Genomic DNA, 15,318 nt, shown 5'->3' on the forward strand with positions numbered 1-15,318 from the left:
CTAATGAGCATTAAGATCATTCCTTAGAGATGTCAGCATCAGTACTCCCTTCTCCTTCCGTATCCTATACCTAGAATCCTGCTCACTTACTTTGCAACATAGAGCTATTGCCTGTCTATACGGTTGCATTGGATTCAAGATATTTCCTTCCATCTTCTTTTCCATCGTTTTCTTTCTATAATATACATACTATGCCGCCTCAGAAGGTGCTTGCTAAAAAAGCACAAATGCATATGCATTTGCGCTTTTTTCTTCTTTCTTATTTCAATGCATCGGAGACTTCTTTCACTTTCTCCAATTCAGACTCCAGTCCGCCACCGGATAGGTACCAGTAATCCGGCTTTAAGTAGGTGATGTGGTTTTCCTTAGCAGCATTCGTACCATTTACTAATTCGTTGTCCAATACTTTCTCAGCTGAAGATGTACCGCCACCTACAACTGCTCCGCGATCGACTACAAACAGATAATCCGGGTTCTTTTCAGAAATATATTCAAAACCGATGCTTTGGCCGTGCGTAGAGGATTCGATTGTTTCATCAACAGCAGGCACACCATAAACATCATGGATTACGCCAAAGCGGGAAGCTTTGCCGTACGCACTTACACTGCCGTCATTCACGAGTGTGATCAATGCTTTTCCATCCATGCTCTCTGCTTTTGTCTTCAGATCAGCAATAGCATCATCAATTTCACCTAGCGCTGTTTCTGCTTCTTTTTCTTTACCTACGATTTGTGCAATCGTTTCTGTGTTCTTCTTGAATGAGTTCATATAATCTGTCGTATCAACACCGATATAAATAGTCGGTGCAAGTTCACTAAGCTGTTCATAATAGTCGCTTTGACGACCTGAGATGAAAATGACATCCGGCTGCATTTCAGCGATTTTCTCTAAGTCTGGCTCTTTCAGACCGCCGACATTTTCATAATCGTCACTGCTGTATTTGGAAAGATAATCAGGAAGACTTTCTTGTGCAACACCCGCAACCTCGACACCTAGTTTGTCCAATGTGTCTAATGCGCCCATATCAAACGTAACGATCTTCTCTGGATTTTTGGATACTTCTGTTTTACCAAGCTCATGCTCAATTGTAAGCTTCTCTTGCTCTTTATCTGCACCGCTTGCACTATCGGAATTGCTTCCGCATGCTGCTAGCAGTAGAACGAATAATAGACCTGTCATCAGTAATGTTAATTTCTTCATTTTATCTTATCTCCTTTTTCTTTGTGATGTATGTACTGCTGGCCAAGAAAGGCAGTTAGCTTCATAACGGCATCACCCCTTTAACCTGTATGGGTTTTAGAAATAGACACATATTCGATTACAGCTGATATTGTGAACATCGATATCCAAATCATAGATGGATTTGAGGACATCAGATTGAATGATATCTTCGGTAGGACCTTCTGCTACAATCTTGCCATCCTTCATTGCCACGATCCGGTCTGAATAAACAGAAGCGAAATTGATATCGTGGATGACAAGCAATATCGTCTTGCCAAAATCCTCTACCAGCTTCCGAAGCAGCTTCATCATTTGAACGGCATGCTTCATATCGAGATTATTCAGCGGTTCGTCAAGCAAGATATAATCTGTATCCTGTGCCAACACCATCGCGATGAATGCCCGCTGCTTCTGACCGCCGCTCAGTTCGTTCAAATATTTATTTTCCATTTCCTCCAGATTCACATACGTAATAGCTTCACTGACCTTCTGTTCATCTTCTGCAGTGAGACGCCCGCTCGAATAAGGAAAACGGCCAAAGCTCACTAACTCACGAACTGTCAGTTTCATCTGGACGACATTTGACTGACGCAGGATAGCAATTGTCTTCGCCAAATCCTTACTCTTTTGTTTATGTACGTCTTTTCCGTCAAGGTAGACAATACCATCATCCTGTTTTAACAAGCGGCTCACCATGGAAAGCAAGGTACTCTTCCCTGCACCGTTTGGGCCGATGAAACTAGTGATCGCACCGCGTTTCACCTCGATGGAAACATCCTGAATGACTTTCTTGGATCCGAAATACTTGGAAAGCTTTTCTGCAACGATCATATCTTCTTACTCTCCCTTACTAATAAATAAATGAAGTAAATTCCACCGACAAAATTGATGATGACACTGATTGGCGTTGAGAAGGAGAAGATCCTTTCCACAACAAGCTGACCACCTAGCAATGCGATGACACTGAGCAGACTTGCAGCTATCAGCAGGTACGTATGCCGGAATGTCTGCAGGAATTCCCGCGCCAGATTGGCTGTCAGCAATCCGAGGAACGTGATAGGTCCGACTAAGGCGGTTGACACGGCAACGAGTACTGCAATCACCAAGAACATCCGTTTGACGATTTTTTCATATGGCACTCCGAGATTCACTGCATGATCGCGACCGATGGACATGACATCAAAATAGTGACGATAACGGAATATGTAAATACAAAGCACAGTGATGATTACTGCTGAAATAAGCAGTAGATCCGTGTTAACATCTGTGAAGCTTGCAAACATGCTATCCTGAATCAAAAGAAATTCATTCGGGTCGATTATCATCTGCATGAAAGAAGACAAGCTGCTGAAAAATGTACCCAGCACCAAGCCTACGAGCAGCAACAGAAACAGATTACTTTGTCCTCTGCGGAACAGCAGCTGATAAAGCCCGAAAGCGAAACCGACCATCAGCAGAATAGTAAGGAAGAAATACGCATCACTTTGCATGATTACAAATGTTCCTGAACCGAATAGGAAGACGACGATGGTTTGAATGAACATATAGACACTATCCAGTCCCATAATGCTCGGCGTCAGGATTCTATTATGCGTAATAGTTTGGAACACAACAGTCGAAACACCAATCGAAACAGCACATAAGATCATAGCTAGGATTTTTTCCAGCCGAGTGCGCAGCAGGTACTCCATCGCTTGGAAGTTCATATGAATGAAAAGGTAAAGACTGGCCAAAGACAAGGCGACAACGAGCAGTAATATAATCTTCCGTTTAAGCATAGGCGTTTCTCCTTAACAGCATATAAAGGAAGATACCTGTGCCGATGACACCCACCATCAAACCGACAGATATTTCATAAGGATAAATGATCAAGCGTCCTGCTATATCACATACAAGCAGGAATACTGCACCAAGCACACCTGTATGCCAGATACTGTTCTTTAAATTGTCGCCGCGATATATGCTGACGATATTTGGTACAATTAAACCAAGAAACGGAATCATTCCGACAGTTAAAATAACAACTGCAGTAATGATTGCGACAACAATCAATCCTACATTCACGACATACTTGTAAGGAAGACCGAGATTCGTAGCAAAGTCTTCTCCCATGCCAGCGACTGTGAACATATTGGCAAACAGAAAAGCAATGATTAGGAGCGGTATACTTATGTAAAGAAGCTCATAGCGTCCTTCCATGATCAAAGAGAAGTCTCCCTGAAGCCAAGAGGACATATTTTGGACCAGGTCAAACTTGAGTGCAAAAAATGTTGCAATCGAACTGACTACATTTCCCAGCATAATTCCGACTAGCGGTATAAAAATTGTATCCTTCTGCTTCAATCTCTGGAGAATGCCCATGAAGAGCAAGGTGCCGAATAAAGCAAAAGCAGCTGCGATGCACATCTTCCATATCGGGCTAGCATCGGTGAAGAACAACAAGGAAACAAGTATCCCTAATCTTGCCCAATCCATTGTCCCCGCAGTTGTCGGGGATACGAATTTGTTTTGGGTAAGCTGCTGCATAATAAGTCCGCATATGCTGAGACTTATGCCAGCCATGATAATGCTGAGCATCCGCGGCAGCCGGCTGATCATAACGATATTCCAGGCTTCCTCATCCATCTTCCACAGTTCAGAAAATGACACGTTTTCTACCCCGACAAACAGGGAACAAACAGCTAATAGAACGGTAATAATAATCAAGTAAATCAACTTCATAAGCGTCAAACCTCTTCAGCAGCATCAATGATACTGATATTCATTATCAATTAGATTCTGTTTTTAGTATAGTAAATGGAAAAAGGCTCGTCAATAGGAGATTTGAACTGACAAAGAATTATAACAATTACTAACTTACATAAGGAGTGTATACATGCTGCCGCTTTTAAAGAAAGAAGACATCAGAACTTCAAATCAACAACTCCCGACCTGGGCTCTTGATGCTTACCAACCTTTTGCTGAAACAGTTGCCAAAAAGGACTTCCCCTGCTACTTTGGGATTGCTGCACAGAAGAAAGGTGACTTGGGTTATGGCTTTGTTCCTCACGACCACTGGGATGGTGCACTTCAGATTATCAATGATTTCACAAAACTGATGCATACTCAGGAAAAAGCTGTACGTCGAGGTTTATTCCTTTTTTTTGAACCGGAAAATACCGAACAAGATTTGGAATACTACAGAGATTACTTCTGGCGCTTCCTTCAGCGGCTGCATGAAGTGGACGACATTCCATGGCCAGCAGAACGCCCTAGGGATCCAGATCATTTCCTCTTTGATTATCATATCGGCGGGGAGGCTTACTTCCTATTCGGTAATGCGCCAGCATATAAGCAGCGAATTACACGTGATTTAGGTCCTTCCCTTGTCATTGGACTGCAGCCACGCAGTATCTTCGACGGGCTGGAAGGAGATAAACCCGCTGGGACAAAATCACGTGATTCCGTCCGTGACCGGGTAGAAAAATGGGATGAACTGCCGAAACATCCGGATATTGGACACTTCGGTGACCATGGGCACCGTGAATGGAAGCAATATTTCATTGGTGATGATGCTAAACCAATTCAGGGAGGATGTCCTTTCCATCACAAGGAAATAAAGCATACATAACTTCTCTTTCGAGGCAGATACTACATTATATCTGTTCTGAAAAGGAGGTCCATGAATGCCGAACCCGGATAATCGCGCAGATAATGCGGAGCGTATCGAGGATACAATCCAGCATACCCTGCAGAATGTTCATCAAACAGAGGATTTTGTCAAAGCGAACAGTGAGCATTTGACAGATGACGAAATGTCATTTCTGAAAGAAAAGAACGAGCGACGTGCTGCAAGTGTAGACAGCCTTCGTCATGAGTTAAAAGAAGAAGCAAATTATCAACAGCAGAAAGACAAATAAAAAGGTCCGCCATAATGGCGGACCTTTTTATTAATGCGTTTGGTTCAACGGAACTGTATCATAACTCTGCATCATAGCTGCCTGATCGGCAGGCTGCAGCTGCGGTACCTGATAATAGTGGTGTTTGTTTTGATACAGGAAGATTTCATAGCTCATCTCAATCAGGTTCGGTACTGTATCTGCAACAACTCGACGAAGAACCGGGTTCGTGATTTCACATGCACTCATTGCACACATGGAAGACATCCCTTTCACTTGTGCCAGCATATAAGCAGATAGACCTTGCTCATTTACTTCACTAACAGAACTGTTAGGCTTTTTTGGCTGGGACGGTGTAATTCCATAAACAACATCATTACCTTGCTGCATATTGTATTGTTTCGTTGGTTGAGATGGATCCTGACCTGTTTTGAACGCCTCCACCATTGTGTTGTACGTCTGCTTCAGAAAATCGCACTGATTATGCGCAATTGTTTTCAGCTCCTGATCCTGCATATGCTGCTCAAAGATCTGATATTGGTCCATCACACTAATCATACCAGCTAGAATTTCATGTGTATCAAAAACTTCATGACCACCATGGTTCTGCTTGCCATGCAAAGTTGTCGGCTGATTCATCTGTGCAGTCTGCATCTGGTTTTCCAATGTGATAACCCCCTATATGAAATGTCGTGCCTTGTTAGTATGCTATCTGAAACAAGCACTTATGACCGGTTATTTATGCCTTTTGGCTACTCGAGCATCTGCTGCATCGGAACGAGCCTGCGCTTCTAAATCATCAACATCTGCTTCCTCTTGGGAGAATGAGATATCTTTCCCATCCCCATCTAGATCGGTATAACGCATATAATAATCTTCCAATGATTTATCCTTGTCGTTCACGGGCTTTTCCTCCTTAACGGTGCTTCAGATTTTCTTCCGCCATCCTTACGAGTTCACGGACCATATTACCGCCAATGCTGCCACCTGTTTTGCCATTCTCTCTGCTCGTTCTATTACCTAAATCACCAGCCTGCTCAGTCTGGTAAGGCTGGTTGGCATCCTGAATGATTTTATATTTCAGCTGATCAAGACCTTCCCGCGCCTCGGGCACGAGTATTTTATTACGCCTCGTCATCGGTAGTGCCCTAGTGTATGTGCGTCACCTGTCTCGCCTTCATAGTCGGCACGCACATGCTTCTTGTTTGTATCCTGTTCATCCCGCTTGGCTGTGAGCCCTTCCTCCATGCCTGGCTGATACGTATCGTCAATCCAGATACCGCCATCCACTCGATGCTTTTTCATGATGCTTCTCCTCCTTTCTGCATTAGTTTCTGTCTTTGGCGCCATAATATGAAAGGCACTTCTAGCCAAAAAAAAAGACCCCTGTACAAGACAGGGATCAGTTAATGATCAAGAAGATTACGATCACAATCGCCAGAGCAATTCGGTAAAAGGCGAAAGGTACAAGTTTATATTTGGAAATAATTTTCAAGAACATCCGGATTGCAATCAGTGCAAAAATAAATGCGCTGATGAATCCGACAATAAAGAACGGAATCACATCAGGAGTGAAAGCATGCAAGTGATTACGCAACGAGACAAGGCTCGCACCTGCCATGATAGGCACTGCCATGATGAAAGTGAAATCTGATGCTACGCGGTGGTTCAAGCCAAGAATGACACCGCCAGAGATTGTTGCTCCGGAACGGGAAAAACCTGGCCATAAAGAGATACACTGGAATAACCCAATCAGAAAAGCCTTCTTATAGGTAAGACCATCCAATGAATCGATTGTTTCTGTCTTTTTTGATGATACTCTATCTGCAAAGATCATGAATATTGCCCCAACAACCAATGCTACGATAACGTACCATACGGAAAACAGATACTCATCAATAATATCATCGAACAAAAGCCCAAGAACCCCTGCCGGCAGCAAGCCAACAATAACGATTCCAAGGTTGAACTTGTTTTGTTTTCCTGGCATCGATTCTGTTTTTCCTTGCAGTTTGCGAATACCAAGAATCTGCATGAACTTGTCCCAGAAAACGATGACAGAAGCCAAGATGCTGCCAAGCTGAATAACGATGATGAATGTGTTCGCTACTTCGTTGTTAAATAATTCGTGTATCTTCAGCCACATATCATCAACGATGATTAAGTGACCTGTAGATGAAACCGGGGCAAACTCTGTCAACCCTTCGACCAGCCCCATGATCAAGGCCGAAAAGAACTCAATGATACTCATGCCTCTACTCCTCTAGCTACTTTTTTTCTTTTTATTCCGTCTGATGAACCATATGACGAATAGCACGATAAGAATCGCCAGTACTACGATGACAACATCCTGATAATAACCAAGATATGTTTCCACTGTCGTCCAGGACTCACCGAGCCAATAACCTAGCAATACTAATACTGTATTCCAAATGAGTGTTCCTAATGTCGTGAAGATGAGGAACAGCGGAAAATTCATATTAGACATCCCGGCCGGTATGGAAATCAAGCTCCGAATAACAGGTACAAATCGGCAAAGGAATATTGTCCATACACCATACTTATCGAACCAAGCATCTGCTTTATGTATGTCTTCTTTCTTAATTCGTAAAATATGTCCCCAGCGATCCACGATTTTCTCCAGACGTTCAACATCTAAAAGAAGCCCGATACCGTAAAGGATAAGAGCCCCAAGGACTGCACCGATCGTTGCTGCAATAATAACACCGACTATAGTGACACTACCAGAAGAGGTTGTCAGGAAGCCGCCGAACAGCAGGATGATCTCAGATGGGATTGGCGGGAATACGTTTTCGCCTGCCATCAGCAATACGATCGCAAAATAACCGAATTGTTCCATAAACTGCGTTATCCAATTATCCATTTTACAACTCCAAACGTAAATTATTTACCAAATCATTATAGCATCCTGTACCCGAAAAGGTGGATTTTTTTACGTATTATTAACATTCTAACAGACAGCTCCTAAGAGGTTAATAGAAACAGAGACTTAGTTTCCACTAGGCTCAAGTCCTAGGTTCGCATTGTCGCACCTTTCACCCCATCTGTGATATAGTCTATAGGAAGAAAATGATTATTATATATAAGGGGGAATACGATGAAAATCGTGACAATCGAGCCTACCCCGAGTCCATACTCGATGAAAATCGTGGTGGATGACATGCTGCCGATGGGCAGCAGTTTCGATTACAAACGAGAGACATATTCTTCTGGCGACCCTGACTACGTCCAGGCGTTATTTCAAATTGAAGGTGTGAAAGGTATTTACCGTGTGGCAGACTTCCTTGCACTGGAACGAAGCCCAAAATCAGCTTGGGAGACCATACTGCCTGCTGTACGTGGAGCATTCGGAGAGAATAGCCAAGGTGCACCGGCAGAAGTAGGCATCCAAGAACCGCATTATGGCCAAGTGGATGTTCAGGTACAGACGATTTATGGTGTACCGATGCAAATCAAGCTTCTATTTGATGAACAAGAGAAGCGGATTGGACTTCCTGCTTTGTTTACGGAAGCAGCAATGGATGCCGCCGGGGACGACAATATTGTATTTGCCCGTAAATGGGAAGAACAGTATCCCCGTTATGGTGATCCAGATCAGGTAGGACAGGATATTTATGAAGAATTGCTCGCAAGTTATAGCTCAGAACGGCTGCGGGAACTCGTAGCACGTGCCAGGAATCCTCAAGCCCCAGCGGCGAAGCGACAGCAGCCGACAATGGATGTGTGGAATGAAGATGATTGGCGCGTACGCTATCGCGCATTGGATGCGCTGGAGCCTGGCATTGCGTATCTCCCTTTCTTGGATAAAGCTCTGCAGGACCCGAAAGCCTCCATTCGCCGGCTAGCAACTGCTTATCTAGGCATGATAGAAGATAAAGCTGTCCTACCACTGCTATACCTCGCCTTGCGGGATAAGGTCGTAACAGTTAGACGGACCGCTGGTGACTGTCTATCGGACCTCGGCTTCAAAGAAGCAACACCAGCAATGGAAGCGACACTTGCCGACCCAAGTCGGATTGTCAGATGGCGGGCTGCGATGTTTTTATATGAAATTGGAGATAGCGAAAGCTTGCCGTTGCTTGAAAAAGCAGCAAGACAGGAAACAGAATTTGAAGTGAAGCTGCAGCTTAATATGGCAATTGAACGAATTGCTGGGGGCGAAGCAGCAAAAGGTTCCGTCTGGAAACAAATGACGGAAGCAACAAAACAAAAGGAGGAATAACAAAATGAATGCATACGAAGAATATATGCGCGGCATCGTCCAACCTATGCGGGATGAGCTGACACAGGCAGGGTTCCAGGAGCTAACTGATGCTGAAAAGGTTGAAAACTATGTGGAGCAGGCAAAAGGCAGCACACTGGTAGTTGTCAATTCTGTATGCGGCTGTGCAGCAGGCCTTGCACGTCCAGCAGTCAGAGAATCCTTACAGAACGCTAAAAAACCAGAAAATCTTGTAACTGTATTTGCAGGTCAGGATAAAGAAGCTACAGAAAAGATGCGGGAATACTTTACAGATCAACCGCCATCCTCCCCTTCTGTCGCATTGATGCAGGACGGAAAATTAGTCCATTTCATCCCTCGCGAACAAATTGAAGGCTATGATGTAGAAGAAATCGTGGAAAATCTTACAACTGCTTATAATAACCATCTGTAAAGAGCTGCTATTGCAGCTCTTTTTTGTTCGTCATTCAGTTAATCCTTCTTTGTTACATATCCTTCTCTTACAATTTGCTTGCAATCTTTACAATGTGTTAAGAATCAAAGAAAATGGAGCTTTCTGTCTGGTTATGTAGTACACTATCTTAAAAAAAGTGAAGGAAAAATTCATGAAGCAGACAAACGATTTCGATACACATCATCAGTCACTCCTGTCACACAGGATTAAGCTGAGTTCCATTACACTGCTTGCTTGTTATCCACTATTCCTAATTGCGGATATATCAGTATATAGATCTATAGATAACCCAGATTATGTACTTCCACTTGCCCTTGTCCATCTGACTGGCATGCTGATGTCTGCTTGTTATCTTCTCTTTTTCAAATCAGTGCATTCCAGTTTTCTCAGTGTCTGTTACATAGGGCTGTATATCGCCCAAGGTGCGTTTTCTTCCTTCAACAGCTTTCAGCAGGAAGGTAATATGTATGCCTATCTCATTATCCTGCTTGCCTGTGCTTCCCTTTTACCGATTCGGCCGATTATTTATGCCCTTTTGGCAGGTATAGCGCATATCATGCTGCTGGGCGGTCTATTCTACTTTCATTCCGGTACTGTTTCGCTTATTATGCTTATTAATTTCACAGGTGCATTGGTAGTAAGTGCAATAATCAATCTCAGTTTCTATCACTACTTGAGAAAAGACTATAATAGCCAAATGCAGCTGGAGGAGGAAAAACGCAACTTTAAAAGCCTGTTTTTTGCCAATCCGCAGCCAGTTGTGCTTATTGATTTAGTTACTGAAAATATTATTCTGTACAATAAACAAGCTGGACATTTTTTTGGAATCAACCCACAAACAGTCAGCGGCTTTTCCCTCACCTCCTTCTTTCCTGACAAGAAAGAGCAGGAAGTATTGTTAGGACAGCTAAAAAACGAAGTAAAGATTGAGAATTATATCACCCATAATCTGGTACATCATGCAAACTGGATGATGCTGAATTTTGAGTTGCTCAGTTATAACAAAAAAGATGCGCTTTTAATCAGTGTAACAGACATAACAAGCTTCAAGCGTATCGAAAAAGAACTACAGGAGCATGCCAGCCGGGATGTACTTACGGGTGTATTCAACCGTCGTGCCGGTATCCAATTTATTGAGGATCTTCTCCAGCAAGGCAAACATCCCTTCTGCCTCTGTTTTGTAGACGTGAACAATTTAAAACGTGTAAATGACGAGCACGGGCATAATGAAGGCGACCAGCTTATTCAGCTTATCGCCTCTACAATAACCTTGACCTTGACAGAAGATGAATATCTTTTCCGCCATGGTGGTGATGAATTCATTATCTTGCTTCCACAGACAGATCGCAGCCAAGCAGAAGGATTCCTCGAGAAACTGCAGGAGAGTCTAACCCGTTTGAATGACTCAAAAATAAAAGCATATCCGATTGCAGCAAGTTTCGGCATCCATGACTATGCACCAGGCTCGATGCTGACAGTCACAGAAATGATAGAAATTGCAGATCAGGAAATGTACAAATCAAAACAAAAGCACAAAGAAGCTCAATTCCAATAATTGGGCTTCTTCTCATATTGAAAACCCTTTCATAATTTGATAGACTTAATTTATCGAAGGAGGAGGGGTGCCAATGTGGAAAACAAACTTGTTAATCAGCGGTAGCATAGTGGGGTGTGCTTTAGTCACATGGGTAGCTTCTTTATAATATTTTTTGTAAACGATATCATTTAAACGGAAGGATAAACTAGCTTTCTAGCTGGTTTATCCTTTTTTATTTATCCTTATAATAACTTTATAATTATTATAAATAAGTATTGATTTTTAATAAAAAGATGTTACTATGTTTATAGATTTACTAACACAATACTTTTTCTGAGGTGATTTTCTTGGCAGATAAAAAACTAACTACTAGCTGGGGTGCTCCAGTTGGAGATAACCAGAATTCACAAACTGCTGGCTCACGTGGACCTACACTGATCCAGGATGTGCATCTTCTTGAAAAACTAGCACACTTTAACCGTGAACGCGTTCCTGAACGTGTTGTACACGCAAAAGGTGCCGGTGCACATGGTTACTTCGAAGTCACCAATGATGTTTCCAAATATACAAAAGCAGACTTCCTTTCTGAAGTTGGTAAAAAAACAGATATGTTCATCCGTTTCTCTACAGTAGCTGGTGAGCTTGGTTCTGCTGACACAGTACGTGACCCTCGCGGTTTCGCTGTTAAATTCTATACCGAAGAAGGAAACTATGATCTAGTCGGTAATAATACACCTGTATTCTTCATCCGTGATGCAATCAAGTTCCCTGACTTCATCCATACACAAAAAAGACATCCGCAAACACATTTGAAAAACCCTGATGCGGTATGGGATTTCTGGTCTCTATCCCCTGAAAGCTTGCACCAGGTTTCTATTCTTATGTCTGACCGCGGTATTCCTGCAACATTGCGTAATATGCACGGTTTCGGTTCCCATACATTCAAATGGGTTAACGAAAAAGGTGAAGGTGTTTGGGTGAAATATCACTTCAAAACACAGCAAGGCGTTAAAAACATGGATCCTGCTGTTGCTGCAAAAATTGCCGGTGAGCATCCGGATTACCATACAGAAGATCTATTCAATGCAATCGAAAACGGCGATTTCCCTGAATGGAAGCTTTATGTTCAAATCATGCCGCTTGAAGATGCAAACACATATCGCTTCGATCCATTCGATGTAACAAAAGTATGGTCACAAAAAGATTACCCGCTAATCGAAGTTGGCCGCATGGTATTGAACCGCAACCCTGAGAACTACTTCGCGGAAGTAGAACAAGCTACGTTCTCTCCTGGAACACTTGTACCAGGTATCGACGTTTCTCCTGATAAGATGCTTCAAGGTCGTCTGTTTGCTTACCATGATGCACATCGTTATCGTGTAGGTGCTAACCACCAAGCACTTCCGATCAACCGTGCGCGCAATGAAGTGAACAATTACCAGCGTGATGGTCAAATGCGTTTCGACAACAATGGCGGAAGCGGCGTTTACTACGAGCCAAACAGCGTTGCTGGAACACCAAAAGAAGATCCAGCAAGCAAAATGGCACCATTCGAAGTATCCGGACTAGCTGATAGCGTTGGTTATGATGAAAACGATCACTACACGCAGCCGGGAGATTTGTACCGTCTTATGACAGACGATGAAAAAACTCGCCTTGTACAGAACTTCGTTGATGCAATGAAGCCTGTTACTCGTAAAGAAATTCTTGAACGCGAAGTAGGTCATATCTACAAAGCAGATAAAGAATGGGGACAGCGTGTCGCTGATGGACTTGGCGTAAGCATCCCGACAGTAACTGCATAATGCAAAAAAAGACATGCCCAGTGCATGTCTTTTTTATATTGAAGATCCAAAAGCATTGTTATTATTTCTGTTCTTCTGGGTAAATGAATTAGAATGCTTTACTCAGAAAGGAAGATGACCTATATCCCCCCTGTTATTAGCCGCAATTTTTATTTTAGCTGCCGCTCTATCTGTATATGCAGCTACCCATCTTTCCAACCACGCAGATACAATCAGCAGGAAATCCAATATGAATGGATTCCTTACTGGCACGCTTTTACTTGCAATCGCCACTTCCCTGCCCGAACTGACCGCTACAATCAGTGCTGCGTTAATTGATAATCCTGATATTGCTGTTGGTAATGGATTAGGAAGCATGCTATTTAATTTATTTGTGCTTTTTCTCTTTGACCTACATTTTCGACGTCGAAAACTGTTTCTCCAAGTAAGCAAACAGCACCTCTATTCAGGTACTATCTCATTGATACTAACGATAGTTGCCATTATTGCTTTAGGAATTAATCACAGCTACACCATTCTAAACATCAGTATCCCAAGTCTGCTGATTATAGCTATCTATGGGGTGGGCATGTATCTTACATCCAAACAAGATGTGCCAAATGAATCAGATACGAAAACAGGCAAGGATGAATCGCTATCCCAAGCAAAGCTGCGATTCCTCCTTTTTGCAAGTATCATCCTTGTAGCTGGAAGCGTACTAAGTCTTTCTGGTGACGCTTTAGCTTCTGCTACTGGCATTAGTGCAACATTCATAGGCAGCATTTTAATAGCTGCTGCCACTTCCCTTCCGGATGCTGTCAGTGTCTATGTTGCTCTAAAGCTAGGTAATCCCAACCTCGCTGTTGGTACTATCCTTGGCAGCAATCTGTTCAATATCATAGTTGTAGCAATATCGGATATTGTATACTTCAACGGAAGTGTTTGGCAGGATACTGCCAATAGTATAATGATAATCGCAATCATCGGTCTTATACTGACTGGTATTTCAATGATCATCATTGCGCGAAAGCATACACGTTCCTTAGCTACCTACTTCTTGCCAAGTCTGTTAGTTATACTTTGTTATGGAGCAACAATTGGCTATTTGGTTTTCTCCTAATCATGCAGCTGTAACGCAAAAACCCATGGTTCAATTGATCCATGGGTTTTTCTTTTTATGTTTTATTGCTCAGGAGCATCGCCGATGATACGCACTTCTCTGTGAAGACTGACACCGAACTTCTCCTGGACTGTCTCCTGTACATGCTTGATCAGATTGATATAATCCGATGCTGTTCCGTTGGCTACATTCACCATGAATCCGGCATGCTTACCTGATACCTCTACTCCGCCGATTCGTGTCAGCTGCAGCCCTGCATCCATAATCAGCTTACCAGCAAAGTGACCTGGAGGGCGCTGGAAGACACTGCCGCATGATGGGTACTCAAGCGGCTGCTTTGATTCACGAAGGTAAGTTAGTTCATCCATTTTCGCTTTAATCGCCGTTTGGTCACCATTTTCCAATATGAATGTTGCTTCTACAGCAATGTAATTATTATTCTGCAGAATGCTGGTACGGTAACTAAGTTCCAGCTCCTCACTTGTCATCACTTTTCGTTCACCAGTATCGGTAATGACAACTATCTGCTCGAGAACATCCTTCACTTCTCCACCGTACGCGCCAGCATTCATATATAATGCCCCGCCGATTGAACCAGGAATTCCGCAAGCGAATTCTAATCCAGTCAAACTAGCATCCAGTGCAATTCTGGAAACGTCGATAATCGCTGCACCTGACTGAGCTGTAATTCTGTTACCCTCCACTTTAACTTCATCGAGTTTCGTCAGGATCATGACCACTCCGCGCAGTCCGCCATCCTGAATGATGACATTCGATGCATTACCGAGTATTGTCAGTGGTACCCCATTTTCTTTTGTATAGGCAACAACCTGTTCAATTTCTGTGTAACTTCTTGGGAAAACGAGTACATCCGCTTTTCCGCCTACTTTTGTATACGTATAGTCTGCAAGCGGTGCTTCTACAAGTACATCCGCATCCTCTAAAAATTGCTTTATGTCTCTCTCCAATGTCTTTACATTCATCATATAATCCCTCATTACTGTATTAGCCGCTGTAAATGAGCGTGCCCCAACCTGTATTGTATACCACATTTCACATACGTGACAATGCTCTTATTTA

General features: G+C 42.9%; 18 protein-coding genes. 7 read left to right on the forward strand and 11 right to left on the reverse strand.

The window, feature by feature from the left end:
- Positions 1-259: 259 nt before the first annotated feature.
- The 4 genes from CHH48_RS06715 to CHH48_RS06730 form a co-directional block, all read right to left on the reverse strand.
- Positions 260-1,201: a siderophore ABC transporter substrate-binding protein gene (locus CHH48_RS06715; RefSeq protein ID WP_095218377.1), complete on the reverse strand. Its 942-nt coding sequence runs from the start codon at positions 1,199-1,201 to the stop codon at positions 260-262.
- Between the two features lie 96 nt (positions 1,202-1,297).
- Complete coding sequence (locus CHH48_RS06720; protein WP_095218378.1) at positions 1,298-2,053, reverse strand: iron ABC transporter ATP-binding protein; 756 nt, start codon at positions 2,051-2,053, stop codon at positions 1,298-1,300.
- Positions 2,050-3,000: an iron chelate uptake ABC transporter family permease subunit gene (locus CHH48_RS06725; protein WP_095218379.1), complete on the reverse strand. Its 951-nt coding sequence runs from the start codon at positions 2,998-3,000 to the stop codon at positions 2,050-2,052. Before CHH48_RS06725 ends, CHH48_RS06720 begins: the two co-directional genes overlap by 4 nt.
- On the reverse strand, positions 2,993-3,943 hold the full coding sequence (locus CHH48_RS06730) for an ABC transporter permease (protein ID WP_095218380.1): 951 nt from the start codon (positions 3,941-3,943) through the stop codon (positions 2,993-2,995). Before CHH48_RS06730 ends, CHH48_RS06725 begins: the two co-directional genes overlap by 8 nt.
- A gap of 154 nt (positions 3,944-4,097) precedes the next feature.
- Between CHH48_RS06730 and CHH48_RS06735 the strand changes: the two genes are divergently transcribed.
- Complete coding sequence (locus CHH48_RS06735; protein ID WP_095218381.1) at positions 4,098-4,832, forward strand: YqcI/YcgG family protein; 735 nt, start codon at positions 4,098-4,100, stop codon at positions 4,830-4,832.
- 55 nt (positions 4,833-4,887) lie between these two features.
- Entirely contained in the window at positions 4,888-5,121 is a 234-nt protein-coding gene (gene tlp / locus CHH48_RS06740; RefSeq protein ID WP_095218382.1) for a small acid-soluble spore protein Tlp, read from the forward strand.
- A 30-nt stretch (positions 5,122-5,151) separates the two neighbouring features.
- Here the strand turns inward: tlp and CHH48_RS06745 are convergent, their stop codons facing one another.
- The 6 genes from CHH48_RS06745 to CHH48_RS06765 form a co-directional block, all read right to left on the reverse strand.
- Positions 5,152-5,766 carry a spore coat protein gene (locus tag CHH48_RS06745; RefSeq protein ID WP_342747522.1) on the reverse strand — a complete coding sequence of 205 codons (615 nt, stop codon included), beginning with the start codon at positions 5,764-5,766 and terminating at the stop codon, positions 5,152-5,154.
- A gap of 69 nt (positions 5,767-5,835) precedes the next feature.
- Entirely contained in the window at positions 5,836-5,967 is a 132-nt protein-coding gene (locus CHH48_RS06750; RefSeq protein ID WP_084160843.1) for a YfhD family protein, read from the reverse strand.
- A 49-nt stretch (positions 5,968-6,016) separates the two neighbouring features.
- Complete coding sequence (locus tag CHH48_RS06755; RefSeq protein WP_095218383.1) at positions 6,017-6,238, reverse strand: alpha/beta-type small acid-soluble spore protein; 222 nt, start codon at positions 6,236-6,238, stop codon at positions 6,017-6,019.
- Positions 6,235-6,405, reverse strand: a complete 171-nt coding sequence (locus CHH48_RS19455) for a hypothetical protein (protein WP_175073733.1) — start codon at positions 6,403-6,405, stop codon at positions 6,235-6,237. The genes CHH48_RS06755 and CHH48_RS19455 overlap by 4 nt, the downstream gene beginning before the upstream one ends.
- A 97-nt stretch (positions 6,406-6,502) precedes the next feature.
- Positions 6,503-7,351 (reverse strand): undecaprenyl-diphosphate phosphatase, encoded by an 849-nt coding sequence (locus CHH48_RS06760; protein WP_095218384.1) that lies wholly within the window; start codon positions 7,349-7,351, stop codon positions 6,503-6,505.
- Between the two features lie 12 nt (positions 7,352-7,363).
- Positions 7,364-7,984, reverse strand: coding sequence for a DedA family protein (locus tag CHH48_RS06765; RefSeq protein ID WP_095218385.1), 621 nt, complete (start codon positions 7,982-7,984; stop codon positions 7,364-7,366).
- A gap of 234 nt (positions 7,985-8,218) precedes the next feature.
- Here CHH48_RS06765 and CHH48_RS06770 point away from each other — a divergent pair, with 234 nt between their 5' ends.
- The 5 genes from CHH48_RS06770 to CHH48_RS06790 all read left to right on the forward strand — a co-directional run bounded on the left by CHH48_RS06770 (position 8,219) and on the right by CHH48_RS06790 (position 14,238).
- Entirely contained in the window at positions 8,219-9,343 is a 1,125-nt protein-coding gene (locus CHH48_RS06770) for a conserved virulence factor C family protein (protein ID WP_095218386.1), read from the forward strand.
- 4 nt (positions 9,344-9,347) lie between these two features.
- Complete coding sequence (locus CHH48_RS06775; protein WP_095218387.1) at positions 9,348-9,776, forward strand: BrxA/BrxB family bacilliredoxin; 429 nt, start codon at positions 9,348-9,350, stop codon at positions 9,774-9,776.
- A gap of 172 nt (positions 9,777-9,948) precedes the next feature.
- Entirely contained in the window at positions 9,949-11,352 is a 1,404-nt protein-coding gene (locus tag CHH48_RS06780) for a sensor domain-containing diguanylate cyclase (protein WP_095218388.1), read from the forward strand.
- A 329-nt stretch (positions 11,353-11,681) separates the two neighbouring features.
- Positions 11,682-13,139, forward strand: coding sequence for a catalase KatA (katA, locus tag CHH48_RS06785; protein ID WP_095218389.1), 1,458 nt, complete (start codon positions 11,682-11,684; stop codon positions 13,137-13,139).
- A gap of 145 nt (positions 13,140-13,284) precedes the next feature.
- Positions 13,285-14,238, forward strand: coding sequence for a sodium:calcium antiporter (locus CHH48_RS06790; protein ID WP_255212165.1), 954 nt, complete (start codon positions 13,285-13,287; stop codon positions 14,236-14,238).
- 62 nt (positions 14,239-14,300) lie between these two features.
- Here the strand turns inward: CHH48_RS06790 and murB are convergent, their stop codons facing one another.
- Positions 14,301-15,221 carry a UDP-N-acetylmuramate dehydrogenase gene (murB, locus tag CHH48_RS06795; protein ID WP_095218542.1) on the reverse strand — a complete coding sequence of 307 codons (921 nt, stop codon included), beginning with the start codon at positions 15,219-15,221 and terminating at the stop codon, positions 14,301-14,303.
- Between the last annotated feature and the right edge of the window lie 97 nt (positions 15,222-15,318).

The sequence above is a fragment of the Terribacillus saccharophilus genome, from assembly GCF_002272075.1.
In the GTDB taxonomy this organism is placed as follows: domain Bacteria; phylum Bacillota; class Bacilli; order Bacillales; family Amphibacillaceae; genus Terribacillus; species Terribacillus saccharophilus_A.